The organism is Micromonospora chaiyaphumensis (genome assembly GCF_900091435.1).
GTDB classification, from domain to species: Bacteria; Actinomycetota; Actinomycetes; order Mycobacteriales; family Micromonosporaceae; genus Micromonospora; species Micromonospora chaiyaphumensis.
This window is the reverse complement of the sequence record NZ_FMCS01000004.1, coordinates 459,827-484,106: the sequence shown is the minus strand read 5'-3', so window position 1 is coordinate 484,106 and position 24,280 is coordinate 459,827. Positions and strand designations below refer to the sequence as shown.

Here is a 24,280-nt window from a genome sequence, read left to right as displayed (position 1 = left end):
CCAGTGCTCGCCACCCGCGGTCTGACCTGGCGGATCGGTGAGGTCGCCATCGTCGACTCCGTCTACCTCGACCTCGCGCCCGGGGAGTTCCTCGGCGTGATCGGGCCGAACGGCGCCGGCAAGACCTCCCTGTTCAACCTGATCACCGGCCTGCGCCGGCCCACCGAGGGACGGATCCTGCTGGACGGGGCGGACGTCACCGACCTCCCCCCGCACCGGCGGGCCCGCCTCGGGCTGGGGCGTACCTTCCAGGCGTCCTCGGTCTTCGGGTCGCTGACGGTGCGGGAGAACGTCCGGCTCGCCGTACAGGCGCACCGGGGTGGCTCGATGAAGCTGTGGCGGCGGGCGGCGGCCGACCGGGAGGTGGCCGCCGCCGCCGACGCGGCGCTCGACCGGGTGGGCCTCGCCCACCGGGGTACGGCGCTGGCCGGCACCCTGGCCCACGGCGAGAAGCGCAAGCTGGAGATCGCCCTGCTGCTCGCCGGTGAGCCCCGGGTGATGCTGCTGGACGAGCCGATGGCCGGGGTGAGCGCCGAGGACGTGCCGGAGCTGGTCAGCGTGATCAAGTCGCTGACCGGGGACAGCGGCCGGTCGGTGCTCATGGTGGAGCACCACATGGACGTGATCCTGGAGCTGGCCGACCGCATCGCCGTGATGCACCACGGCGCGCTGCTGGCCTGCGACACCCCGGACACGGTGATGGCCAACGCCACCGTGCAGGAGGCGTACCTGGGGGAGGCGCTGTGACCGAACCTGTCCTGAGTGTGGAGAACCTGTCGGTGCGGATCGCCGGACTGCACATCCTCCAGGGGGTGTCGTTCGACGTCGCGCCGACCGGGGTGACCGTGCTGCTCGGCCGCAACGGCGTCGGCAAGACCACCACGTTGCGCGCGATCGTCGGGCTGACCCCGCGCAACGGCGAGGTGCGCGGCACCGTCCGGATGGGAGCGCAGAGCCTGCTGGCCCGACCCACCCACCGGCTGGTCCGCGGCGGGCTCGGCTACGTGCCGGAGGACCGGTGCGTCTTCGCCGGGCTCACCGTCACCGAGAACCTGCGGCTGGCCGAGCGCCGGGGCACCAGCCCGGCGTACGACAAGGTCTATGCCCTCTTCCCCGAGCTGGACCGGCGCGGACGGCAACGGGCCGGCTCGCTGTCCGGCGGGCAGCAGCAGATGCTCGCGATCGGCCGGGTGCTGCTCAACGACAACCGGCTGCTGCTGGTCGACGAGCCGACCAAGGGGTTGGCGCCGAAGGTGGTGACCGAGGTGGCCGAGGTGCTGGAACGGGTCGCGGAATCCGTGCCGGTGCTGCTGGTCGAGCAGAACCTGGCCGTGGTGCGGCGGCTGGCGCGCGATGCCGTGGTGCTCTCCGCCGGCCGGGTCGCCTGGACCGGGAACGCGCAGGACCTGCTGCTGGAGACCGCGCTCACGAAGTCGCTGCTGGGTGTCGGTTCGGGAGAGGTGCACGCGTGAGCACGGTCATCCTGTTGACGCTGACCGGGCTGGGCCTGGCGGCGCTCTACTTCCTCGTCGCCTCCGGCCTGTCCCTGGTCTTCGGCCTGGCCGACGTGCTCAACTTCGCGCACGGCCTCTTCCTGGGCGTCGGGGCGTACGCGACCTGGTGGGCCGCGGGCAACCTGCCGGGCGCGGGCTCCGACGGCCTCGGGTTCCTGGTGGCCGTCGCGTTCGGCGTGCTCGCCGGATCGGCCGTCGCGGTGCTGGTCGAGCTGGTGCTGATCCGGCCGCTCTACTCCCGCACCATCGAGCAGGTGCTGGTCACCGTCGGCCTGTCGCTGGCCGGGGTGGCGCTGCTCCAGGCCACCTGGGGCGCCGACGCCCGGCCGTTCCCGCGCCCGGAGTGGACCCGGGACGTGACCTCGGTGCTCGGCGCCCAGGTGCCGAACGCCGGGCTCCTGCTGATCGTTGCCGCCGCGGTGGTGCTCGGCGCGCTGCTCGCGTTCCTGCGGTTCACCCGGTACGGCCTGATCATCCGGGCCGGCGTGGAGAACCGGGAGATGGTGACCGCGCTCGGCATCGACGTGCGCAAGGCGTTCACCCTGGTCTTCGCGATCGGCGGGGCGGCCGCCGCGCTGGCCGGCGCGCTCGGCTCGGTCTACTTCGGCACCGTCTCGCCCGGGCAGGGCGGGTCGCTGCTGATCTTCGCGTTCATCGTGGTGGTGATCGGCGGCATGGGCTCGGTGGTCGGGTCCGCGTACGCGGCGGTCGCGGTGGGGCTGCTGCAACAGTTCGTCAACTACTACGGCACGTCCGGGCTGGGTGACCTCTGCGTGGTCGGCCTGCTCGCCGTGGTGCTGCTGCTGCGTCCGCAGGGCCTGGCCGGAAAGGTGGCTCACGCATGACCGAGGTCAAGAGTCCCGAGGTGCCCGCGCCGCCCGCGGCGGTGCCCGACGAGCTGACCCCCGGGCACTCCCGCTGGCACGGCCTGCGCCCGTACGCGCCGCTGGTCGCCCTGGTCGTGGCGGCGATCCTGCCCTACTCCACGGTCAACCTGCCGGGCGTCTTCGAGGGGCCGCTGAACTCGCCGGGCACCCTGCAACTGCTCGCCATCTGCCTGGTCTTCGGCGGGCTGGCGGCCGGCTACGACCTGCTGTTCGGGCGCACCGGGATGCTCTCCTTCGGGCACGCCCTCTACTTCGCCGCCGGCGTCTACGGCACCGACGTGCTGGTCACCCGGGCCGGGCTGCCGCTCTGGCAGGCCGCGCTGCTGACCATCACCGGCGGGACGATCCTCGCCGCGCTGCTCGGCGCGGTCGCGCTGCGTACGGTCGGCATCGCGTTCGCCATGGTGACGCTCGCCTTCGCCCAGGTCGGGGCGATCCTCGTGGCCCGGGACTTCGGCGGGCTCACCGGCGGCGAGGAGGGCCTGCCGCTGGACGTCTCCGGGCTGCCGGCCGCGCTGGTCGGGGTCACCAACACGGTGAACCTGTACTGGCTGGCGCTGGCGTACCTGGCCGTGGTGGTCCTCGTGGTGCACCGGGTGAGCGGCTCGCCGACCGGGCGGGTGCTGGCCGGGCTGCGCGACGACGAGCGGCGGATCGGGGTGCTCGGGCTCGACCCGTACCGGTTCAAGCTGGTCGCGTTCACGCTGGCCGGCGGCCTGGCCACGGCCGGCGGGACGGTCTACTGCCTGATCGTCGGCGGCGCCAGCCCGCACGTCACGTCGTCGGAGCTGACCCTGTCGCTGCTGGTCATGGTGGTGCTCGGCGGCCCCGGCACCCGCTGGGGCCCGGTGCTCGGCGGCGTCCTCTACATGTACCTGGACCACCGCCTGACGGCTTTCGGCACGAGCGACGCGGTGAACAGTCTGCCGGCGTTCCTCAGCCACCCGCTGAGCCAGCCCCTGTTCGTCCTGGGCACGGTGTTCATCCTGGCCGTGTACTTCTTCCCCGGCGGCCTGGCCAGCCTCCGCACCCGCCTGACCCCCCTGACAACGGCCCTCCGCCGCCGCTGACCCGGCTGTTGATCAAGAAGTTCGCGTCGAGAAACCGCCGTAGGATGACGCAAACTTCTTGATCAACGGGGAAAGGTCGTGGGGGAGAGCAGGCTGGCCGGCTACGTCACCGGGCAGGTGCTCCGCGTCAACGGCGGTTCGGTGCTCGGCCGCTGACGCACCGAGGACGCGGGCAGGGGCGGCGGCCCCCCGTGTGGCCGCCGCCCCCGCGTCGCGTCGTGGATCAGCCGTTCAGCAGCTCGTACGCCGACGTGGGCGCCTTCTGCACCTGCTCGCCGCTCGGCGCGGTGAGCTTCGGCGCCTTGCCGAAGTCGTAGTACCGGGTCACCAGCTTCATGGCCTTCTGCTTGCCGCCGGCCGGGACGTCCAGCGTCAGCGTCGTGAGGTTGCCGTCCGGGCCGACCACCGCGGTGAACGGCACCTTCTTCGCCGCCTCGCCCAGTGCCGCCACGTCCACCCCGTCGAAGGCGCTCTGCACGTCGGCGTTGGCGGTCAGGTCGGCGACGCCGGTGTACGTCCCGTCGCCCTTGTCCTCCACCGTGTCCGCGGTCCGGATGATCGCGGCGGTGTTCGCCGGGTCGGCGTTCTGGTAGACCGGGGCTTCCGTCTCGTCCTTGAGCTTGGTCCGGTCCAGCGTCATCCAGCGCTTCGGCATCTTCAGCATGTCGTGCAGGCCGGGGATGCCGGTCAGCTTGACCTTCATCCAGAGGTCCTCGTCGATCACCCGGAACGTCATCGCCATGGTGAACCCCGGGTCGTCGACCTTCTGCGTCAACCCCAGCTCCATGGCGTGCGCGGCCGGGTCCACCACGCCCACGAACGTGTCGGTCCCGTCCAGGGTGGAGAACCGGAAGGCCGGGTCCTTGTCGTCCGGCACGGCGGCCAGCAGCGCGGCCTTCGGGTCGGCCGACGGGGACGGGGCCGGGTCGGAGCCGGCGCTTCCGCCGGCGCCGCACCCCGCGGACAGGACGGTGGTGGCCAGCACGGCGGTCGCGAGGGCCGCGACCCGCCGGAACGTCGCGGGGGTGCCGGTACGCTGCGTCATCTCGTTTGACTCACTTTCCCAGGTGACTGTTGCCATCGGGACTCTGCCGGCCGCCACGGCCGTTCCGCTGCCGTTATGCTGCCGTCCGACTGCCGTGGGCCACCGCGGTCGGCGGCCGGGGGGTACAGGAGCGGAAACTCGCATGTCAGAGGCGTTGCGTTTCGAGATTCTCGGTCCGCAACGGGCCTGGTACGCGGACCGCCCGCTCGACCTCGGCCCCGGCAAGCAGCGGGCCGTGCTGGCCGTGCTGCTGCTCGCCGCGGGCCGTCCCGTGCCGACCGGGCAGATCGTCGACGCGGTCTGGCCCGAGGAGCCCCCGGCGAACGGCCCGAACGTGGTGCAGAAGTACGTGGCCGGGCTGCGCCGGGTGCTCGAACCCGACCGGTCGCCGCGTACGCCGGCGCAGGTGCTCACCCTCACCGACGCCGGGTACCTGCTGCGGGTCGCGCCCGATGCGGTGGACGCGGTCCGGTTCGAGCGGGAGGTGCGGCGGGCCCGGCAGGGGCTCGCGGCCGGGCGCACCGAGGACGCGCTGGCCGAGGTGACCGCCGCCCTGGAGCGGTGGCAGGGGGAGCCGTTCAGCGGCTTCGCCGGCCCGTACTTCGACGCGGCCCGGCACCGGCTGGTGGAGCTGCGGGCCGTCGCCCTGGAGACGCGCACCGAGCTGGAGCTGGCCAGCGGCCGGCACGGCGAGCTGGTCGGCCGGCTGGTCGAGCTGGTGGCCGAGTTCCCGGTCCGGGAGCGGCTGCGCCACCAGCTCATGCTGGCGCTGCACCGCAGCGGCCGGCAGGCCGAGGCGCTGGCCGCCTACCGGGACTTCGCCGACCTGCTCCGCGAGGAGTACGGCATCGAGCCCGGCGAGGCTCTCCAGGACCTGCACCAGCGCATCCTCCGCGCCGACCCGGCCCTGCTCCCGCCCGCGCCCGCCGCACCCGCGCCGGAGGCCGTGCCGGCTCCCCGGGCCGGCGGCAGCGGCGGGACGAGCCCACCGGACGGGTCGCCGGCCGTCGAGGGGGTCGCCGTCCGGCCGGCTCCGGTCCCGGCTCCGGACGTCGCCGGACCGCCCTCCGCTCCCTCGCCGCCACCGCAGGCCTCGATCCCGCACGCCCTCCTGGTCCCCCTGAACCCGACGCCCGAGGCGCCGGCACGCCGCTCGCCGAGGTGGGTCCGCGTCACCGCGACCGTCGTCGGCGCGGCCGTCGCGCTGCTGACGTTCGGCGCGCTCACCTGGGCGGTGGTCCTCGGGTACGCGCTGTGGCGGCGTAGCTGGCGACTGGCCCTGGCCGGCCTCGCCTACTTCCTGCTCGTCCTCAGCTTCTTCGTCCTCGCGGTCAGCGCCCCGGAGAACGAGGAGCCGGGCGCCCTGGAGTCGCTCTACTTCATCCTCGCGCTGGGCATCTGCTGGCTGCTCGGCGCGGCGCACGTGCTGCTGCTCAACCCCACGGTCTGGGCCGCCGTCGGCGGGCTGTTCTGGAGCGGCCGGCAGCGCACCGACGAGCAGCGGCGGCTGCGCCGGGAGCAGGCCCGCTACCTGCTGCACCACTACCCGGCCGCCCGGGCGGAGCTGCGCATCGGCCGCCCGGACCTGCCCCGCGGCTACGACGACGGCGGCCTGGTCGACGTCAACGCCGTGCCCGACCCCGTGCTCGCGGCGCTGCCCGGGCTGACGGCCGAGCAGTGCCGCCAGATCGCGGTCGACCGCTGGCTGCGCGGCCCGTACGGGTCGCTGGAGGAGCTGGCCGGGCGGTGCCACCTGCCGCCGGCGACCGCCGAGCTGCTCCGGGACGTGCTGCTCTTCCTGCCGCCCGCGCCGCAGGCCGCCCGACCCTCGTGACTCGGGCCCGGTCGGGAGAGCCTGGTAGAAATGCCGGATGGGTCAGGATCGGATGGCCGTCCGGGAGCGGGCCGAGGCGGTGCTGCGGCGGCTGGCGGGTGAGCACGCGCGGCTCCGCGAGGACCAGTGGCGGGCCATCGAGGCGCTGGTGGTCGACCGACGGCGGGTGCTCTGCGTGCAGCGCACCGGCTGGGGCAAGTCGGCCGTCTACTTCGTGGCGACCGCGCTGCTCCGGGAGGGTGGCGAGCACGGCCCCACGGTGATCGTCTCGCCGCTGCTGGCGCTCATGCGCAACCAGGTCGAGTCGGCCGCGCGGGCCGGCATCCGGGCCCGCACCATCAACTCCGCCAACCTCGACGAGTGGGACGAGATCACCGCCGAGATCCACGCCGGGGCCGTGGACGTGCTGCTGATCAGCCCGGAACGTCTCAACAACCCCGACTTCCGCGACGGGGTGCTGCCCAAGCTGGCCGCCACCACCGGGCTGCTCGTGGTGGACGAGGCGCACTGCGTCTCCGACTGGGGCCACGACTTCCGCCCCGACTACCGCCGCCTGCGCACCTTCCTGGCCAACCTGCCCGAGCGGACCCCGGTGCTCGCCACCACGGCCACCGCCAACGCCCGGGTCACCCAGGACGTGGCCGAGCAGTTGGGCGACGCGCTGGTGCTGCGCGGCACCCTCGACCGGGAGTCGCTGCGCCTCGGCGTCCTGGATCTGCCCAGCCCGGCGCACCGGCTGGCCTGGCTCGCCGACCACCTGGACCAGCTTCCCGGCTCGGGGATCATCTACACGCTGACCGTGGCCGCGGCCGGTGAGACAGCCGAGTTCCTGCGCGCCCGGGGCTGGTCGGTGGCCGCCTACACGGGGCAGGCCGAGGACGCCGACCGGCGCGCCGCCGAGCAGGACCTGCTGGACAACAAGATCAAGGCGCTGGTGGCCACGAGCGCGCTCGGCATGGGCTTCGACAAGCCGGACCTCGGCTTCGTCGTGCACCTGGGTGCGCCGCCCTCGCCGATCGCCTACTACCAGCAGGTCGGCCGGGCCGGCCGGGCCGTCGAGCACGCCGAGGTGCTGCTGCTCCCCGGCGTCGAGGACGCCGCGATCTGGCGATACTTCGCCTCGCTCGCCTTCCCGCCCGAGGAGCAGGTCCGGGCCGTGCTCGCCGCCCTGTCCACCGAGCGGCCGATCTCCACCCAGGCCCTGGAACCGCTGGTCGACCTGCGCCGGGCCCGGCTGGAGCTGATGCTCAAGGTGCTCGACGTGGACGGCGCGGTCCGCCGGGTGCGCGGTGGCTGGCTGGCCACCGGCGAGCCCTGGGTCTACGACGAGGCCCGGTTGCGCCGCGTCGCCCAGGCGCGCACCGCCGAGCAGCAGGCCATGCGGGAGTACGCGGCCACGCCCGGCTGCCGGATGCGCTACCTGCGGGAGTGCCTGGACGACGCCGGGGCGGGCGACTGCGGCCGGTGCGACAACTGCGCCGCCCCGCTGTTCGGCCCGGAGGTCTCCGACGCCGCGCTCACCGCCGCGCAGACCTTCCTGGGCCGCCCCGGCGTGGAGATCGCGCCGAAGAAGCTCTGGCCGACCGGGCTGGAGGCGGTCGGCGTACCCCTGAAGGGGCGCATCGCCCCGGCGGAGCAGGCGCTGCCCGGCCGGGCCGTGGGGCGCCTGTCCGACCTGGGGTGGGGCGGGCGGCTGCGCGGCCTGGTCGGGCCCGACGCGGCCGACGGTCCCGTCCCCGACGACGTGGCGGCGGCGGTGGTCGAGGTGCTGAAGTCCTGGGCGCACGGCGACGACCCGTGGCCGCGCCGCCCGGTCGGCGTGGTCGCGGTCGGCTCCCGCACCCGGCCGCTGCTGGTCGGCTCGCTCGCCGAGCGGATCGCCGCGGTGGGCCGGCTGCCGCTGCTCGGCCGGGTGGTCCCGACCGGCCCGTCCGGGCCCGGCGGCCCGCGCGGCAACAGCGCCCAGCGGGTACGCGCGCTGCACGACGCCTTCGCGGTGCCCGCCGACCTGGCCGACGCGCTGTCCGGGCTGGACGGGCCGGTGCTGCTCGTCGACGACCTGGTCGACTCGGGGTGGACCATGAGCATGGTGGCCCGGCTGCTGCGCCGGGCCGGCGCGCCCGACGTGCTGCCCCTGGCTCTCGCGGTGGCCGGCTGAACCGTCGCCTCCGGTCGACGGAAAGTTCCCGACCCGCCCGGAATGCGAGCGCCGCCACCGTCGGCGGACCGTCGGCGGGCCGGGCCCCGACCGGCGGTACCGTGGGCGCATGACCGAGCAGCGATCCGCCGTCCAGACGTATGCCGTCACCGGGATGACCTGCGAACACTGCGTCCGGGCGGTCACCGAGGAGCTGTCCGCCCTGCCGGGTGTCGAGGAGGTCCGCATCGACCTCGGCGCCGGCACGGCCACGGTCACCAGCGCCGCCCCGCTGCCCGTCGAGTCCGTCCGCGCCGCCGTCGACGAGGCGGGCTACGAGCTGGCCTCCGGCGTTGCCTGAGTCACCGCCCCTCGCCGGGCCCGACGCGCCGCCGCCCGGTCCCGACCTGGCGGGGCTCGGGCCCGACGTGACGGGGTCCGAGCCGTCCGGGCCCGAGCTCGCGGGGTCGGCGGCCCAGGCCGGTGTGCCCGCCCCGAGTGGGCCCGTCGAGGTGGACCGGGCGACGCTCCGGCTCGCCCTCACCGTGGGCGGGCTGGTGCTGGCCGTGCTGCTCGGCTTCGGTCTCGGCCGCCTCAACCCGCCGCCCAACCCGGTCCGCAGCGGGGCCGCCGCGGTGGCCGCCGAGCACACCCACGCCCCCGGCACCGGGGCGCACTCGCACGGCGGGGCCGCCGTCACGCAGGGCGGCGACGCGGACGCGGCCGGCCTGTCGATCAGCTCGGCCGGCTACACGCTCGCCCCGTCGGCCGTGGAGTTCACCCCCGGCCGGGCCGGTGAGCTGCGGTTCCAGATCAGGGACGAGCGGCGGCGGGCGGTCACCCGGTTCGCCGTCGTGCACGACAAGCCGATGCACCTCATCGTGGTGCGCCGCGACCTCACCGGCTACCAGCACCTGCACCCGACCATGGCCGCCGACGGCACCTGGTCGGTGCCGCTGACCCTGGCCGAGCCCGGCGCCTGGCGGGCGTACGCCGACTTCACCGCCGTGGCCGACGACGGCCGGCAGACCGCCGTGATCCTCGGCGCCGACCTGACCGCGCCCGGCGGGTACGCGCCCCGACCGCTGCCCGCCCCGGCCACCTCGACCGCGGTCGAGGGGTTCACCGTCGGCTACACGGGCACCCCGGCGGTGGGGCAGTCGGTGCCGCTGCGGTTCCGGGTCACCGGGGCCGACGGCGCGGCCGCGCCGCTGGAGCCCTACCTCGGCGCGTACGGCCATCTCGTCGCGCTCCGCGAGGGCGACCTCGGCTACCTGCACGTGCACCCCGAGCCGGCGCGGGACGGCGACGCCGTGACCTTCTGGCTGACCGCGCCCGGGCCGGGCCGCTACCGGATGTTCCTGGACTTCCAGGTCGGCGGCGTGGTGCGCACGGCCGCGTTCAGCGTGACGGTGGCCTGAGCGGCCGGTCAGCCGGCCCGGCGGACCGGGCGGCGGGCCAGGTAGCGGAGCAGGTCCCGGATGTGGTGCTTCTCCTCGGCGGGGACGTTCGGGTCGGCCAGCCGCTCCAGGATCACCCGGACGTCGGCCTCCACAGCGCCCTCCTCGGCGCCGCGGCGGCGGGGCACCGCGCCCGCGTCGGGCAGGCCCAGCGCGCGGAACGCGGCCGCCACGGGCAGGTCCAGGGCGGCGCAGAAGCCGCGCACCTTGGCCAGTTCGGGGTAGTCCTGCCAGTCGCCGGCCAGCCAGCGGAACACGGTCGACCGGCCCACGCCGGTGTGCGTGGCGAGATCGGTCACCGTCCAGCCGCGCTCCTCGCGGGCGTCATCGATGGCACGTCGCACGAAGCGCGCGAAGGCCATCTGCGGCGATACCTCTGCGGAGCCCATCCCCGGGGTCTGTCCCTTTCCGCCGGAGCACCCGACTCTGGGCACCGAGCCTAGTACGCGCCCAGGGATAAGTAACTGACTGATCGGTCGGAAGGTCCCGTGGGCGGGACCGCCGTGGGGCATCGACACTTGTGAGGCGTCAACTAAACTCGACGGACCCGCTGAGCAGGAAACCGACGACGAGGAGCAGCATGGCCGAGCCCGACCGTCCCGTGCCCCACCGCCCGGGCGCGATCAGCCTCTTCTTCGTGGCCAAGGCCGGTGTCTTCGCCCTCGGCTTCTGGATCTGGCTCCTGGTGCTGGCGGTGCTCGGCGACCCGGCCACCGGCGTGCACCTGATCGCCGCGACCGGGGCGATCACGACCACGCTGGTCGGCGTGATCCTGGGCGCCCGGATGGCGCTCCAGCGCAACGCCGCCGTCCGGCACGCGGAGCTGAAGCGGCTGCTGGTCGACATCTCGTGGAACGCGTTCGCCGCCGCCGGCAACGCCGACGACCCGGCGAAGGTGGTGCCGTTCCCGACCGCGTCGCCGGAGAGCGACCGGTCCACCAACCGGGGGCCCGGCGAGCGGGTCACCGCGTTCGAGCGCGGGGAGCGCAACCGGGGCGACCGCCGCCGCTAGGGGCGGCCGGCGAGCAGCGTCTCCAGCCGGGGGGTGATGCCCCACCGGTCGACCAGCTCCCGATACTCGGCGCGCTGGTCGTCCGCCGGCGCGCTCCCGGTGCGGCGGGCCCGGATCAGCAGGTTGCGCGGGGTGTGCCGGGAGTCGACGAACTCCACCACCTCGGCGCGGTAGCCGTGCAGCCGGAGCAGCCCGGCGCGCAGCGCGTCGGTGAGCACGTCGGCGAACCGCTCGCGCAGGATGCCCTGCCGGGTGAGCAGCTCGTACGGCGCGGGCGCCGGTCGGGCCCGCAGCTGGGCGGCCACGTCGTGGTGGCAGCACGGCGCGGCGAGCACCCAGCGGGCGTCCCAGCGCACCGCGCGGGCCAGCGCCTCGTCGGTCGCCGTGTCGCAGGCGTGCAGCGCCAGCACCAGGTCCGGAGCCGGCTCCACCCGCGCGTCGGCGATGGTGCCGGCCACGAAGCTCACCCGGTCCGCCCAGCCCAGCCGCTCGGCCAGCTCGGTGTTGCGCCGGCGCTGGTCCTCGCGGACGTCCACCCCGACCAGCGTCACGTCCAGCCCGCGCCGCGTCAGGTAGCGGTGCGCCGCGAAGGTCAGGTAGGCGTTGCCGCACCCCAGGTCCACCACGCGCAACGGCCCGCTGAGGTCGTCCGGCAGGGTGGCCGCCAGCGCCCGGAGGAACGCGTCCACCTGGCGGCGCTTGGCCGCCGAGCCGCCGATCTCGGCGAAGATCGGGTCGCCCGGATCCAGCAGCCAGTCCTTGGCCCGGTCGTGGCCACCCGGCTCGGGCGCCGGCCGGCTCGCCGCCGCCCGGTGCACCTGCGCCTCGCCGGACTTGGTCACCCGGAGCTGGAGCGTGCTGTCGGCCGTCTCCACGTGCCAGTTGCCGAAGGGCTCGGCCAGCAGCGCGTCGACCGCCCCGTCGGCCTCCGCGCCGGGCGCCACGTTCCGGGTGTACGGCCGGGCGCCGTCGGAGGTGGAGATCTGCAGCCGGGGGCCGCCCTTGAGGGTGACCGGACGCAGCTCGGCGCGGACCACCGAGGGGCGCTGGCCGCGGCGGCGCCCGGCGGCGACCGCCCGGGTCAGGGCGGGGTCGAGCAGCAGCGCCCGCACCTCGCTCAGCGCGGCGTCCAGCGGTTCCGGCATGGCTTCCTCTTCCTCGACGGGCTCGGCCCAGCGGCCGGGGTGGAACGGGGACGTCCCCCGCACCGGTCAACCGGTGCGGGGGACGTCTGATGTCTCGCGGGTCAGTCGGCGGTCGCCTCGGCCGGCGTACCGGTGCCACCGCCACCGCCACCACGGCGGCGCCGGCGGCGGCGCGGCTTGGCGGCCGACTCGCCCTCGGCGGTCGTGGCGACCGGCTCGGCGCCACCCTCGGTGGCGATCACGGCGGTGGCCTCGCCGGCGACCGTCTCGCCGGCCCGGCGACGCCGGCGGCGGCGCGGGGTGCGCGTGCCCTCCTCGGCGGACGCCTCGGTGGCCGTGCCCTCGCCGGCGGTGTCGCCGTCGTCGCCGCGACCCCGGCGGCGCTCCCGGCCCCGGCCGTCGCCCCGGCCCTCGCCGCGCCGCGGGCCGCGCTCGCCGCGCCGCGACCGGCCGCCGCCCAGGTCCTCCTCGGCCTCCGCCGACAGGCCGGCGCGGGTGCGCTCGGCGGTCGGCAGGGTCCCGCTGACGTCCCGGGAGATGGCCAGGTCGGTGTAGAGGTGCGCGGAGGTGTGGTAGGTCTCCGGCGGCTCGGGCATGTCGAGCCCGAGGGTCTTGTCGATGATCCGCCAGCGGGGCATGTCGTCCCAGTCGACGAAGGTCACCGCGACACCGGACGCCCCGGCCCGGCCGGTGCGGCCGATCCGGTGGGTGTAGGTGTCCTGGTCCTCAGGGCAGTCGTAGTTGATGACGTGGGTGACGCCGGTGACGTCGAGCCCGCGGGCCGCCACGTCGGTGGCCACCAGAATGTCGATCTTGCCGGCGCGGAACGCCCGCAGCGCCCGCTCCCGCGCGCCCTGGCCCAGGTCGCCGTGGACGGCGGCGACCGCGAAGCCGCGGAAGTCGAGGTCCTCGGCCACCCGGTCGGCGGCCCGCTTGGTGCGGGTGAAGATCATGGTCAGCCCGCGGCCCTCGGCCTGGAGGATGCGCGCCACGATCTCGATCTTGTTCATCGAGTGGGTGCGGTAGACCAGCTGCTGGGTCTGCGGCGACGGGCCGGTCTCGGCGGTGTGCCCGGCGTGGATGGTCACCGGACGGCGCAGGAAACGCCGGGACAGCGCGACGATCGGGTCCGGCATGGTGGCAGAGAAGAGCATGGTCTGCCGGTCCTCCGGCAGCATCGCCAGGATCTTCTCGACGTCGTCGAGGAAGCCCAGGTCGAGCATGCGGTCGGCCTCGTCGAGCACCAGCGCGTGCACGCGGTCGAGCCGGAGGTGCTTCTGCTTGGCCAGGTCCAGCAGGCGGCCGGGGGTGCCGACCAGGATCTCGACGCCCTTGCGCAGCGCGTCGATCTGCGGCTCGTACGCGACACCGCCGTAGATCGGCAGCACCCGGACGCCCCGGGTGCGGCCCGCGGCGTCGAGGTCCTTGGCGACCTGGAGGCCCAGCTCGCGGGTGGGGACGACGACCAGCGCCTGCGGCACGCCGTCGCTGCCCTCGGCGGGCGCGAAGACGCGCTCCAGCAGCGGGATGCCGAAGCCGAGGGTCTTGCCGGTGCCGGTCGGCGCCTGGCCGATCAGGTCGACGCCGCGCAGCCCGATCGGCAGCGCGTATTCCTGGATGGCGAAGGCGCGGGTGATGCCGGCGGCGGCCAGGGCCTCGACGGTCTCCTGGCGGGCGCCGAGCTCGGCGAAGGTGGGAGCCTCCGGACGGACCGGAGCGGTGGGGGCCAGTTCCTGGCCTTGAATCTGCTCGCTCATATGGATTTGGGGGTGCCCTCTCGTGGTGCGCCCCGTCATGTCCTCAGGGCGCGAACGGTATGGCGCGGGCCACACGGTCGGGGGCGGAACGCCGAGCCGGACCGGGCCGCACGCGCGCCGCGGACCGGTGCTGATCAGCTGAGCTGACCGGATCGGTGCCCACGGCAACTGTCTTATCCTACCTGAACGGCAGGGGGGCGGTCCTGATTCCGGGTGACCGCACCGCGTCCAGGGGTGATCGGTGTGACCTGGGTCACCGGAAGGGCGCTCTTGCGCCCGGACGGTAGCCTGCGCTCGTGTCCGCCTCCGACCCCGCTCTGGTCGACCTGCTCGGCCTCGTCGCCTACGGCGAACTGCTGGCCTTCGACCGGCTGGCCGCCGAGGCCCGCCTCGCCCCCGACCTGCGCCGCCGGGCCGCCCTGAGCGAGATGGCCGCCGCCGAGATCGCCCACTACCGGTGGATCGCCGACCGGATCACCACGCTGGGCGTGACCCCCGACGAGGCCATGGCCCCCTACGTCGGGGCGTTGCAGGCCTACCACGACTCGACCGAGCCGAAGGACTGGCTGGAGGCGGTGACCAAGGCGTACGTGGGTGACGCCATCAGCGACGACTTCCTGCGCGGGATCGCCGACGGCCTCGACGGGCCGGACCGGCGACTGATCCTCGACGTGCTGCACGACTCGCGGTACGCCGAGTTCGCCGTCGCCGAGATCCGGGCCGCCATCGAGGCGGACCCCCGGGTGGCCAACCGGCTCTCCATGTGGGCCCGGCGCCTGGTCGGCGAGGCGCTCTCCCAGGCCGGCCGGGTCGCCGCCGCCGACCGGGGCGCGCTCACCGCGCTGATCTCCCGGGAGGGCGTGGACGTGCCGGCGCTGTTCCGGCGGCTGACCGAGGCGCACACCGGGCGGATGACCGCCGCGGGGCTGAACAACTGACGCCGGGCGCCGCCGTGACGGGGTTCCCCGCCACGGCGGGCCGGCAGGGGATGACGGCCCGCGACGGCGGGCCGGCCGGATCAGCGGACGGTGAACCCGACCGCGCGGGGCGAGGCCTCCGCGATCTCGACGTAGGCGACCTTCGAGACCGGCACGATGACCCGCCGGCCCTTCTCGTCGGTCAGGGAGAGGGTGCCCTCACCCTTGGCGACGGCGTCGGTCACGATCTGCTCGATCTCGGCCGGCGACTGCGCGCTCTCCAGGACCAGCTCCCGCGGCGCGTACTGCACGCCGATCTTGACCTCCACTGTGCCTCCTCAACTGGGGCGAAAAAGCCACCGTGGGAAGGCTATCCGATCTGGCGGCCCGATGTTCAGGCTGACTCACCTTGCAGCGGGAAGCTGGCGATCCCCCGCCAGGACAGGGCCGCGACCAGCGCCTCCGCCTCGGCCTTGGGCACCTGGCGGCCGCCGGCCAGCCAGAACTGGGCGGCGGTCTCGGCGGCGCCCACCAGGCCCGAGGCGAGCAGCTCGGCGTGCGCCCGGCTCACGCCGGTGTCCGAGATGATGGTGTCGGTGATCGCGGCGATGCAGCCCTGCTCGACCCGCTCCACCCGCTGCCGCACGGCCGGGTCGTTGCGCAGGTCGGACTCGAAGACGAGCCGGAACGCCTCGCTCTCGTGGTCGACGAAGTCGAAGTACGCGCGCACCGAGGCGCCGACCCGCTCCTTGTTGTCGTTGGTGCCGCGCATCGCGTCGTGCACCTTCGCCACGATGGCGTCGCAGTGCGTGTCCAGCAGCGCCAGGTAGAGCTCCATCTTGCCCGGGAAGTGCTGGTAGAGCACGGGCTTGGAGACTCCCGCCCGCTCGGCGATGTCGTCCATCGCGGCCGCGTGGTAGCCCTGCGCGACGAACACCTCCTGGGCGGCGGCGAGCAGCTGCTTGCGTCGCGCCGAGCGGGGCAGTCGGGTGGGCCGGCCGGCGGTCTGCGCACCGTTCCCCACAGCGGTCATGGGAACCTCCGAGTTTCTCTGTACGAGCCGGCACTTATCACCCGAACCGGTCCGGGTCCGTGAACCCGTCGCGGAATTGGCCCGCCGCTGTAACTTATCGCCACTGTCACCACACGGTAGCCTCAGCGGGGGCGACCAAGGAGCGCGCGGTGAGTGAATCAGGGCAACCCGGAGCCGCCACCCCGGGAGAGCACGGCGACGGCACGGGTCAGCAGGACGGCGACCTGGCCCGCGCCGGCAGCGGGTGGGCGCCCCCGGCGACCGGCTGGGCCCGGGGAGCGCCGGCGCCCGGCGGCTGGCCCCGTGCCGACCTCACCACCGGCTGGGGCGCCTCGTCCCCCCGCCACGGTGACCTCCCGGCCCCGCTGCCCGGGTTGACCGGCCAGGAGCCGCCCGGCCGGGTCAACGGCCACCACGTCAACGGGGTCCACCACGCCGGGGAGGAACCGCCCGTGACCCGCCAGGCGCCGGTGAGCGCACCGCCCGCGGACGAGCCGCGCCGGGACACCGACGGCGACCGGCTCGTCGTGCCGGCCCAGCGGCCGGCACCCGCGGTCGAGCAGCCCACCGCCGAGGCCGATCCCGGTGGGTCCCGGCACGCCTCCGACGACCCGCCGGCCGGGCGCGCCGCCCGCTGGGCCGAGAGCGGCCCGACGTCCGGGCCGCCGGCCCTCCAGGTGCCGCCGGTCGGCGCCGCCGCCTCCGGCTTCGAGGTGCCCCCGGGCTTCCACGCCCCGACCGCCGAGCGGTCCGAACCACCGTCGCTCTCGCGCGGCTGGGCCGACCGCCGGCCGCCGGAGCAACCCCCGACCGAGGGGTCGCCCCCCGCGGACCGGTTCCCGCCCGAACCGCCGCCGGCCCAGGCGCCGTCGCTCTCCCGGGGCTGGGCCGACCGGCCCACCTCGGCCCCGCCCGCCGGCCCGCCCGCCGGTGCGGGCGAGGAGCGCCGGCCGGCCGCCGAGCAGCCGCGCGCCGGGGCAGACGACCGGGGCGCCGGTCCGGCCGAGGAGCCGGCGTGGTCCGGTCCGGCCTGGAACCGCCCGAGCTGGGGCGGGGGCTGGGCGCCGCCGTGGGCGCGCGAGGACGAGTCGACCGGTCGCCGGACCGGCGAGGACGAGCCCGCCGGTCGCCGCGCCGCCCGCGAGGACGAGCCGGTCGCCCGCCGCGCCGCCCGTGAGGAGGAGCCGGTGGTCCGCCGCGCCGCTCGTGAGGACGAGCCGGTCGCCCGGCGGGCCGCCCGCGAGGAGTGGGCGGCCGAGCCGTCCCGGCCCTACGAGCCGGCCCGCGTCGAGCCGCCCGCCGGCTACGACCCGCCCCGCCCGGAGCCGGTCCACCCCTACGAGCCGGTGCGGGCCGAGGCGCCCGCGGGCTACGAGGCGGCGCGCCCCGAGCCGTCCCGGCCGTACGAGGTGCCCGAGCCCCGCACGTCACCCGAGCCGGCCGGGCGGGAGATTCCCGAGCGGCCCACCTGGGCCGGGCCGCCCGTGCCGGTGACCCCGTTCAGCGCGCCCCCGCACACCACCCCGACCAGCGCGCCGCCGATGCCCCGCGAGGCTCCGGCCGGCTACCCGCCCGCGCCGGCCGTCCGCGCCGCCGAGGAGCGGGAGGGAGTGCCGTACCGGCTGCCGGGTGGGGCGGAGCGGCCGCCCGCCGCGCCGGCCGGCCCACCGCCCGTCCCCGTCGACCGCATCCCCGCGCCCGCCCCGACGAGCGCGCCGCCCTACGCCGCCCGCCGGTCCGCCCCGGAGCCGCCGCCGGCCGCCGAGGCGGTCGCCGACGACCCCACGCCGGTGCTGCCGCAGCGCGTCCCCGCCGAGCCGGATGTGCCCGTCGTGCCGGAGCCGCCCGCCGTGGAACCGTCCGCCGAGACCCCGGAGCTCGCCCGCATCGCCACCCACCTGCGCCGGGACGACGAACCCGCGCCGCTGCGCGAGCGGCCGGAGGGCTTCGACGTCAACGCCATCCTCGACGCCGTCCGCGAGGTGGCCGGCGTGCGGGACGCGGCGCTGCGCCGCACCCCGGCCGGGGCGCACAGCCTCCGGCTGGACCTGGCCGACGGCGCGGACCCGGCCGAGGTGAGCCGCGTGGTGGCCCGCCTGCTCCAGGAGCGGATGGGGTTGGCCGCCGCCCCGCAGAACCTGCCTGGTGCCCCGGCGGCCCCGCCGCCCCCGGTCCGCCGCCGGTCGGCCCAGCCGCGCGCCGACCGGCCGGCCGAGCCCCGCCCGGCCGACGACCGGCCCGGTGCGGCGCGGTCCGGCGTCTCGTCCCCTCCGGCGGAGGACGCGTCCCGGCCGGCCTGGTCCACCCCGCAGTCCCGCCCCGCCGAGGAGCCGGCGGGCGCGGCCCGGCCCGGGCCGGCGGAGGAGCCGGCCGGCCCGCGGTCCGGTCCGCAGTCCCGCACGGCCGAGGGGCTGGCCGGACCGCAGTCCCGGGCGGCCGAGGAGCCGGCCGGTCCGCGGTCCGGCCCGAACCGGCCGGCCGAGAACCGGTCCGGGGAGGGCCGGTTCGCCGCGCCTGAGGCGCGCGCCGCCCGGCTGGCCGACGCGCCGGCCGAGGGCGACGAGCCGCCGCGCCGCCGCCGGCAGGCCAGCGCCCACCGGGGCCGGGCCGCGGTGGAGGAGTCCTCGCTCGCCGCCGCCCCGGCCGGCACGGCCACCGGCAGCCCGGCCACGCTCGGCACGTCGTACTCCGGCGGGCAGATGAGCACGACGGAGACCGCGCCGTCGCGGCCGCTGGACACCGGCGGCCTGCCGGGGCCCCGGGTCGTGATCGACCACGTCCAGGTGAGCACCTTCGGCCTCGACGCCACCGTCGAGGTCCGCCTGCTCGCCGGGGACCGGACGGCGGAGGGCCACTCCACCGGGCCGGCCGTCGACGGCTACGTGCTGCGGCTCTGCGCGGTGGCCGCGGCCGCCGCGGTGGACGAACTGCTCGGCCGCGTGCCGGCCGGGGAGCGGGGGCGGTGCTTCGTCGAGCACGCCGCCGTGGTGCCGTTCGGCAACTGCGAGGTGGCGACCGTGGTGGTGCTGCTGGTCTGCGACGGCTGGGTGGAGCAACTGGCCGGGTCGGCCCTGGTCGCCGGTGATCCCCGGCAGGCCGTGGTCCGGGCCACCCTGGCCGCGGTGAACCGCCGGCTGGAGGCGCTGCTCGCCTGAGCCCGGTGTCGGGCACGGCCGGTCCGGGAAGACTGGAGCCATGAAGCCCGCCACCCTCTGGCCGGACCACCTCCTGCCCGCGCACCACGTCCCGCCGCCCTGGCCCGGCCGGCAGGTCCGGCTCGACGGCACGGTGACGTACGTGCGGGACACCCCGGCGACCGCACCGGGCGCCGAGCCGGCGCTCTACGTGCACGGCCTCGGGGGTTCGTCGCAGAACTGGACGGACCTGGCCGGCCTGCTCGCCGACCGGCTCGACGGCCAGGCGATCGACCTGCCCGGTTTCGGGCGCAGCGAACCCGGCCGGCGCTACACGCTGCCGGCCTTCGCCGACCGGGTGGTCCGCTGGATCGAGCACAGCGACCGGGGGCCGGTGCACCTGTTCGGCAACTCGCTCGGCGGCGCCGTCGCGGTCCGGGTGGCGGCGCTGCGGCCGGACCTGGTCCGGACGCTGACCCTGATCTCCCCGGCCCTGCCGTTCCTGGACTTCCGGCGGTCGTTGCAGGGGCGGATGCTGCCCCTGCTGGCGATCCCCCGGGGCGAGCGCCTGGCCGCCTGGCGGCTGGCCCAGCTCGCTCCCGAGGTGATGGCCCAGCAGGTGATGGAGGCGTGCATCGCCGACCTGACCCGGATCAGCGAGCAGCGCCGGCAGGAGGCCGTCGAGGAGATCCGGATCCGATACGAGGCCGCCCACTACGCCGCCGCCTACGTCCGCACCTTCCGTGGCCTGGTCTCCAGCTTCCTGCGGTCGTACCTGCCCGGGTCGGGCTCGCTGTGGCGGCTGACGGGCACGGTGCGCGTGCCGACCCTGGTGGTGGGCGGGCGGGAGGACCGACTCGTCGACGTCCGGGTGGCACCGCAGGCCGCCCGGGTGATCCCGGACAGCCGCCTGCTGCTGCTCGACGGTGTCGGGCACGTGGCCCAGCTGGAGGTGCCCCGGACGGTGGCGCGGGCGGTGCTGGCGCTGCTCGCCGAGGCGTCCCCCGACGGGGCGCCGCCGGGTGGGGAGCGGGCGGATGCGCAGGCCAGGGCACTGATCACCGAAACGGGGGAGAGCGGACTCCGGCGGGACATGGCAGGCTGAGCCGGATGCCCACCTCCGTCCGTCCGCGTGCCGCGCGGCCCACCGCCCCGCCCGCCGGCCGCTGGCGTTCCGCCGTCGTGGTCTGCGCGTTCCTCGTCGCCGCCGCGGTCGGCATCGGGGTCGCCCTGCAACATCCCTCGGTCGGCGCCGAGGCATTGGTCAGTGCCGGATCGGCGGCCCAGCCGCCCCTGCCGGCCGGCGGACCGCCGTCGAGCGCGGCACCGCCGCCGTCCCCGTCGCCGTCCGCCTCGCCGGATCCGGTTCCGAGCACGCCGGTGCTGCGGCTGACCGGCCCGGTGCCCGCGCACGGCCGGGGGAGCTTCGGCTACGACGACCGCGCCGGCGGGGTGCTCGGCCGGGCCGGGGTGCTGCGCCGGTTCCGGGTGGCGGTGGAGAACGGCTCCGGCGAGGACGCGCACGCCTTCGGTGACGCCGTGCAGCGGGCGCTGGCCGGCCCCGGGAGCTGGGTGGACAGCGGCCGGTTGCGGTTGCAGCGGGTCGGCGCGGGCACCCGGTCCGACTTCACGATCTACCTGGCCACCCGGGACACCGCCGGCCGGCTCTGCCGTGCCGGGGGCATCGACATCCGGGTGGGCGGGGTGCCGTACACGTCCTGCCGGGTGACCGGCAAGGTGGTGATCAACCTGGACCGGTGGCGGACCTCGGCGCCGCACCTGGTGGCGGCGAAACTCCCGCTCGACACCTACCGGCTCTACGTGATCAACCACGAGGTCGGTCACCAACTGGGTCACCACCACGAGGCCTGCCCGGGGAAGGGGAAGCCGGCGCCGGTGATGCAGCAGCAGACCCTCTTCCTGAACGGCTGCCGGCCGAACCCGTGGCCGTACGTGGGCGGGAAGCGGTACACCGGCCCGTCGGTGTGAAGGACCTGATCCTGGCGATGAGAAGTATTTCGCGGGAGAAGCGGTAGAAGCAGGGGAATTGCCCGAATTTTCCTGGCACGCTGAGGGCATGACGTCGTCGTCCCCTTACGACCCGCCTGCGGAGCCCCGCCCGCCTCGGCTCGACTTCGACCGCCCGCCGGCCCACCCCGGCACGGCGCCGGTCCGCCCCGGCCTGCGCCGGATGCGCCGCCGGCGGCGCCGGACGGTGCTGCTCGCGGTGGCGCTGCTCGTCGCGGGCGCCGCCGCGGCCGGGGTGACGCGCCTGGCCGGGCCGGACCCGTCCGGCCGGCACCCGCTGGCCGCCGCGGACCCGTCCCTGGCCAACGGCGCCGGCGCCGGGTCCGGGACCGAGCCGGGCGGCTACCCCACCGCCGGCCCCGGCAGCTTCGCCGCCGCTGACGGCCGCTCGCCGGTGCGCGGTGACAACGGCCCGCTGCGCCGCTACCGCGTCGAGGTCGAGCAGGACGCCGGGCAGGATGTCGACGAGTTCGCCGCGACCGTGGACGCGGTGCTCGGCGACCCGCGCAGCTGGATCGCCTCCGGCGAGCTGCGGGTGCAGCGGGTGCCCGAGGCCGACGCCGCCGACTTCACCATCTATCTGGCCACACCGGCCACCTCGGAGCGGATGTGCGCCGAGGGCGGGCTCAGCACCGAGCGCTACACCTCCTGCCGACTGCCCGGCCGGGTCGTCATCAACCTGGCCCGCTGGATGGAGGCGGTGCCCGACTACGGCGCCCCGCTCGAGGTCTACCGGACCTACGTGGTGAACCACGAGGTCGGGCACGAGTTCGGCGAGCTGCACCAGGCCTGCCCCGGGCCCGGCGAGCCGGCCCCCGTGATGCAGCAGCAGACGTACGGGCTGGACGGCTGCGTGGCCAACGCCTGGCCGTACGTCGACGGGGTCCGCTACTCCGGCGAGCCCACCGACGGGGTCTGAGTTATTCCCGCTCCCGCATGTCGGGCGACGTGGCCCTCATCATGGCCGATCCCTACCGGGGCGAGCGACAATGGCGCGGTCCCACCGCCGATCCCGGGGAGTCCACCGTGTCGTTGCCCCCGCTCGTCGAGCCCGCCGCCGAGCTGACCGTAGACGAGATCCGTCGCTACTCCCGCCACCTCATCATCCCGGACGTCGGGGTCGAGGGGCAGAAGCGGCTGAAGAACGCCCGGGTGCTCTGCGTGGGCGCCGGTGGCCTCGGCTCGCCGGCCCTCATGTACCTGGCCGCCGCCGGTGTCGGCACCCTCGGCATCATCGACTTCGACACCGTCGACGAGTCCAACCTCCAGCGCCAGATCATCCACGGCGTCTCCGACGTCGGCCGGTCCAAGGCCGAGTCCGCCGCCGCCTCGATCCGCGAGATCAACCCGCTGGTCAACGTGGAGATCCACAACACCGCGCTGGACCGCGACAACGTGCGGGAGATCTTCTCCGGCTACGACCTGATCGTCGACGGCACCGACAACTTCGCCACCCGCTACATGGTCAACGACGCGGCGGTGCTGCTCGGCAAGCCGTACGTCTGGGGTTCGATCTACCGGTTCGACGGCCAGGCGTCGGTGTTCTGGGCCGAGCACGGTCCCTGCTACCGCTGCCTCTACCCGGAGCCGCCGCCGCCCGGCATGGTCCCGTCCTGCGCCGAGGGCGGCGTGCTCGGCGTGCTCTGCGCGTCCATCGGGTCGATCCAGGTCAACGAGGCGATCAAGCTGCTCGCCGGCATCGGCGAGCCGCTGGTCGGCCGGCTGATGGTCTACGACGCCCTGGAGATGAGCTACCGCAAGATCAAGGTCCGCAAGGACCCGAACTGCGTGCTCTGCGGCGACAACCCGACGGTCACCGACCTGCTGGAGGACTACGAGGACTTCTGCGGCGCGGTCTCCGACGAGGCGCAGGAGGCGGTGGTCGACTCGACCATCACCGCGCTGGAGCTGAAGGAGTGGCAGGACGCCGGCAAGGACATCTTCCTGGTCGACGTCCGCGAGCCGGCCGAGTACGAGATCGTCCGGATCCCCGGCGCCACCCTCATCCCCAAGGGCGAGATCATCTCGGGCGAGGCGCTGGCGAAGCTCCCGCAGGACAAGCAGATCGTGCTGCACTGCAAGTCCGGCGTCCGCTCCGCCGAGGCGCTCGCCGCGCTCAAGGCGGCCGGCTTCCGGGACGCCGTCCACGTCCAGGGCGGCGTGCTCTCCTGGATCAAGCAGATCGACCCGGCGCTGCCGGCCTACTGAGCTCGCGGTCGTTGGGCCCTCCCGGGTGTGCCGGGAGGGCCCTTCGCGTGCCGCCGGTGGGCCGGGCCACCCCTGGCCGAGCTACCGAGGCGTAACCACGTTTGCGCCGGTAGCGTGACTGCCGTGGTGGATCTGGACGCGGCGATCGGCTTCGTCGTGGCGCACGGCGACGCGGTGGACCGCGCCCGCCTCTCCCGGCTGCGCACCGGTGCCCCGGTGCCGCCCGAGCTGCTCGACGCGGCCGAGTCCGGGCAGGCCCCCGGCGGCGGCTGGCCCGCCGTGCTCGACGGCGAGGTCGCCTCGGTCGACGCCACCTGCTACCGGCTGGCCGAGCTGGACGACCTCGGGGCGCTGGGCCGCCCCGCCGCCCGGCACGCCCTGGACTGGCTGGCCGCCCGCCAGCTCCCCGACGGCGGCTGGGACGAGGACCCGTCGCTGGCCGGGTTCGCCCCCGAGTGGGCCACCCCGGGCGATCCGGAGGCCCGGCTCTTCCTGACCGCCAACGCCGGGTTCTGGCTGACCGTGGCCGGGCTGGACGCCCGCGCCGCCGGCCCGCTCGACCACCGGGTCGGCGGGGCGTACGCCGGGGTGGTGCAGTCGGCGGCCCAGGGGCTCGCCGCCCAGCTCGCGCCGGACGGGAGCTGGCCGTCCTTCCTGCCGGCCGGCTGGCTGGCCGCGGCCGTGCTGCACCGCCAGCAGATGTACTACGAGTCGGCCCGGATCCAGGCCGTGCTGGCCGAGCGCATCCCACAGATGTCCCCGGCCGACGTGGCCTGGCTCGCCGCCACGCTGCGCCGGGTCGACGTGGGCGAGGAGCAGTGGCTGCTGGTCTCGGCCCGGCGGCGGCTGGCCGAGACCCAGCGCAGCGACGGCGGCTGGGACAGCGACGACGGCCACCAGTTCGACGTGCACACCACGCTGCGCGCGATACGCGCCTGCCGCCCGACGACCCCCGAGGCCCCGGTCTCCGGCGCGCCGTTCGTGGCGCCGCTGGTGCCCGCACCGCGCCCGGCGCCCGCGGGTGACCTGGTGTTGCCACCCGTCGTCCCGTTGCCGAGGCCGGCCCCGCCGTCCGCTCCGCCACCGGAATCGGCGCCGC

21 protein-coding genes and 1 pseudogene are annotated in these 24,280 nt (G+C 75.6%); 16 read left to right on the top strand and 6 right to left on the bottom strand.

Going from position 1 to position 24,280, the window contains the following annotated elements:
* Window positions 1–3: 3 nt before the first annotated feature.
* From GA0070214_RS14305 to GA0070214_RS14290, 4 genes are read left to right on the top strand one after another with little or no spacing between them, the layout of a single operon-like run.
* Window positions 4–747, top strand: a complete 744-nt coding sequence (locus GA0070214_RS14305) for an ABC transporter ATP-binding protein (protein ID WP_091262918.1) — start codon at window positions 4–6, stop codon at window positions 745–747.
* On the top strand, window positions 744–1,472 hold the full coding sequence (locus GA0070214_RS14300; RefSeq protein ID WP_091262916.1) for an ABC transporter ATP-binding protein: 729 nt from the start codon (window positions 744–746) through the stop codon (window positions 1,470–1,472). The genes GA0070214_RS14305 and GA0070214_RS14300 overlap by 4 nt, the downstream gene beginning before the upstream one ends.
* A complete protein-coding gene (locus GA0070214_RS14295; RefSeq protein WP_091262914.1) occupies window positions 1,469–2,359 on the top strand; it encodes a branched-chain amino acid ABC transporter permease in 891 nt (296 codons plus the stop codon). Before GA0070214_RS14300 ends, GA0070214_RS14295 begins: the two co-directional genes overlap by 4 nt.
* Entirely contained in the window at window positions 2,356–3,471 is a 1,116-nt protein-coding gene (locus tag GA0070214_RS14290) for a branched-chain amino acid ABC transporter permease (RefSeq protein ID WP_091262912.1), read from the top strand. The genes GA0070214_RS14295 and GA0070214_RS14290 overlap by 4 nt, the downstream gene beginning before the upstream one ends.
* A gap of 223 nt (window positions 3,472–3,694) precedes the next feature.
* Here the strand turns inward: GA0070214_RS14290 and GA0070214_RS14285 are convergent, their stop codons facing one another.
* Window positions 3,695–4,516, bottom strand: coding sequence for a hypothetical protein (locus tag GA0070214_RS14285; protein WP_091262909.1), 822 nt, complete (start codon window positions 4,514–4,516; stop codon window positions 3,695–3,697).
* Window positions 4,517–4,658: 142 nt separating this feature from the next.
* On the opposite strand from GA0070214_RS14285, the gene GA0070214_RS14280 reads away from it, so the two are divergent.
* From GA0070214_RS14280 to GA0070214_RS14265, 4 genes are all read left to right on the top strand, one after another.
* Window positions 4,659–6,350, top strand: coding sequence for an AfsR/SARP family transcriptional regulator (locus GA0070214_RS14280; RefSeq protein ID WP_091262906.1), 1,692 nt, complete (start codon window positions 4,659–4,661; stop codon window positions 6,348–6,350).
* Between the two features lie 37 nt (window positions 6,351–6,387).
* Complete coding sequence (locus GA0070214_RS14275) at window positions 6,388–8,508, top strand: RecQ family ATP-dependent DNA helicase (protein ID WP_091262903.1); 2,121 nt, start codon at window positions 6,388–6,390, stop codon at window positions 8,506–8,508.
* Between the two features lie 109 nt (window positions 8,509–8,617).
* Window positions 8,618–8,848 carry a heavy-metal-associated domain-containing protein gene (locus tag GA0070214_RS14270; RefSeq protein WP_091262899.1) on the top strand — a complete coding sequence of 77 codons (231 nt, stop codon included), beginning with the start codon at window positions 8,618–8,620 and terminating at the stop codon, window positions 8,846–8,848.
* Window positions 8,841–9,908 carry a hypothetical protein gene (locus tag GA0070214_RS14265; RefSeq protein ID WP_377463209.1) on the top strand — a complete coding sequence of 356 codons (1,068 nt, stop codon included), beginning with the start codon at window positions 8,841–8,843 and terminating at the stop codon, window positions 9,906–9,908. The genes GA0070214_RS14270 and GA0070214_RS14265 overlap by 8 nt, the downstream gene beginning before the upstream one ends.
* Before the next feature lie 8 nt (window positions 9,909–9,916).
* Here GA0070214_RS14265 and GA0070214_RS14260 read toward each other — a convergent pair whose 3' ends face one another.
* Window positions 9,917–10,336 carry a helix-turn-helix domain-containing protein gene (locus tag GA0070214_RS14260; RefSeq protein WP_091262898.1) on the bottom strand — a complete coding sequence of 140 codons (420 nt, stop codon included), beginning with the start codon at window positions 10,334–10,336 and terminating at the stop codon, window positions 9,917–9,919.
* Between the two features lie 191 nt (window positions 10,337–10,527).
* Between GA0070214_RS14260 and GA0070214_RS14255 the strand changes: the two genes are divergently transcribed.
* Window positions 10,528–10,959: a hypothetical protein gene (locus GA0070214_RS14255; protein WP_091262896.1), complete on the top strand. Its 432-nt coding sequence runs from the start codon at window positions 10,528–10,530 to the stop codon at window positions 10,957–10,959.
* Here GA0070214_RS14255 and GA0070214_RS14250 read toward each other — a convergent pair.
* Complete coding sequence (locus GA0070214_RS14250) at window positions 10,956–12,104, bottom strand: class I SAM-dependent methyltransferase (protein ID WP_091262894.1); 1,149 nt, start codon at window positions 12,102–12,104, stop codon at window positions 10,956–10,958. The two genes, GA0070214_RS14255 and GA0070214_RS14250, sit on opposite strands and share 4 nt — an antisense overlap.
* 101 nt (window positions 12,105–12,205) lie before the next feature.
* Window positions 12,206–13,861: a DEAD/DEAH box helicase gene (locus GA0070214_RS14245; protein WP_091262892.1), complete on the bottom strand. Its 1,656-nt coding sequence runs from the start codon at window positions 13,859–13,861 to the stop codon at window positions 12,206–12,208.
* Between the two features lie 296 nt (window positions 13,862–14,157).
* Here GA0070214_RS14245 and GA0070214_RS14240 point away from each other — a divergent pair, with 296 nt between their 5' ends.
* Window positions 14,158–14,799 carry a ferritin-like fold-containing protein gene (locus GA0070214_RS14240; protein ID WP_091262890.1) on the top strand — a complete coding sequence of 214 codons (642 nt, stop codon included), beginning with the start codon at window positions 14,158–14,160 and terminating at the stop codon, window positions 14,797–14,799.
* Window positions 14,800–14,879: 80 nt separating this feature from the next.
* Here GA0070214_RS14240 and GA0070214_RS14235 read toward each other — a convergent pair whose 3' ends face one another.
* Both GA0070214_RS14235 and GA0070214_RS14230 read right to left on the bottom strand, forming a co-directional pair.
* A complete protein-coding gene (locus GA0070214_RS14235; protein ID WP_091262888.1) occupies window positions 14,880–15,107 on the bottom strand; it encodes a DUF3107 domain-containing protein in 228 nt (75 codons plus the stop codon).
* A gap of 65 nt (window positions 15,108–15,172) precedes the next feature.
* Entirely contained in the window at window positions 15,173–15,811 is a 639-nt protein-coding gene (locus tag GA0070214_RS14230; RefSeq protein ID WP_074472473.1) for a TetR/AcrR family transcriptional regulator, read from the bottom strand.
* A 149-nt stretch (window positions 15,812–15,960) separates the two neighbouring features.
* Here GA0070214_RS14230 and GA0070214_RS14225 point away from each other — a divergent pair, with 149 nt between their 5' ends.
* The 6 genes and pseudogenes from GA0070214_RS14225 to GA0070214_RS14200 all read left to right on the top strand — a co-directional run.
* The gene (locus GA0070214_RS14225; RefSeq protein WP_091262886.1) at window positions 15,961–18,966 is read left to right on the top strand and encodes a hypothetical protein; all 3,006 of its coding nucleotides are present in this window, start codon (window positions 15,961–15,963) and stop codon (window positions 18,964–18,966) included.
* Between the two features lie 40 nt (window positions 18,967–19,006).
* Window positions 19,007–20,050, top strand: coding sequence for an alpha/beta fold hydrolase (locus tag GA0070214_RS14220; RefSeq protein WP_091262885.1), 1,044 nt, complete (start codon window positions 19,007–19,009; stop codon window positions 20,048–20,050).
* 5 nt (window positions 20,051–20,055) lie between these two features.
* Complete coding sequence (locus tag GA0070214_RS14215) at window positions 20,056–20,934, top strand: DUF3152 domain-containing protein (protein WP_091262884.1); 879 nt, start codon at window positions 20,056–20,058, stop codon at window positions 20,932–20,934.
* An 88-nt stretch (window positions 20,935–21,022) separates the two neighbouring features.
* Window positions 21,023–21,892, top strand: a complete 870-nt coding sequence (locus tag GA0070214_RS14210) for a DUF3152 domain-containing protein (RefSeq protein ID WP_091262882.1) — start codon at window positions 21,023–21,025, stop codon at window positions 21,890–21,892.
* A 41-nt stretch (window positions 21,893–21,933) separates the two neighbouring features.
* Window positions 21,934–23,181, top strand: a complete 1,248-nt coding sequence (moeZ, locus tag GA0070214_RS14205) for an adenylyltransferase/sulfurtransferase MoeZ (protein WP_208602771.1) — start codon at window positions 21,934–21,936, stop codon at window positions 23,179–23,181.
* A 123-nt stretch (window positions 23,182–23,304) separates the two neighbouring features.
* Window positions 23,305–24,123: pseudogene (locus GA0070214_RS14200) on the top strand (prenyltransferase/squalene oxidase repeat-containing protein); the annotation flags it as partial.
* Window positions 24,124–24,280 lie beyond the last annotated feature (157 nt).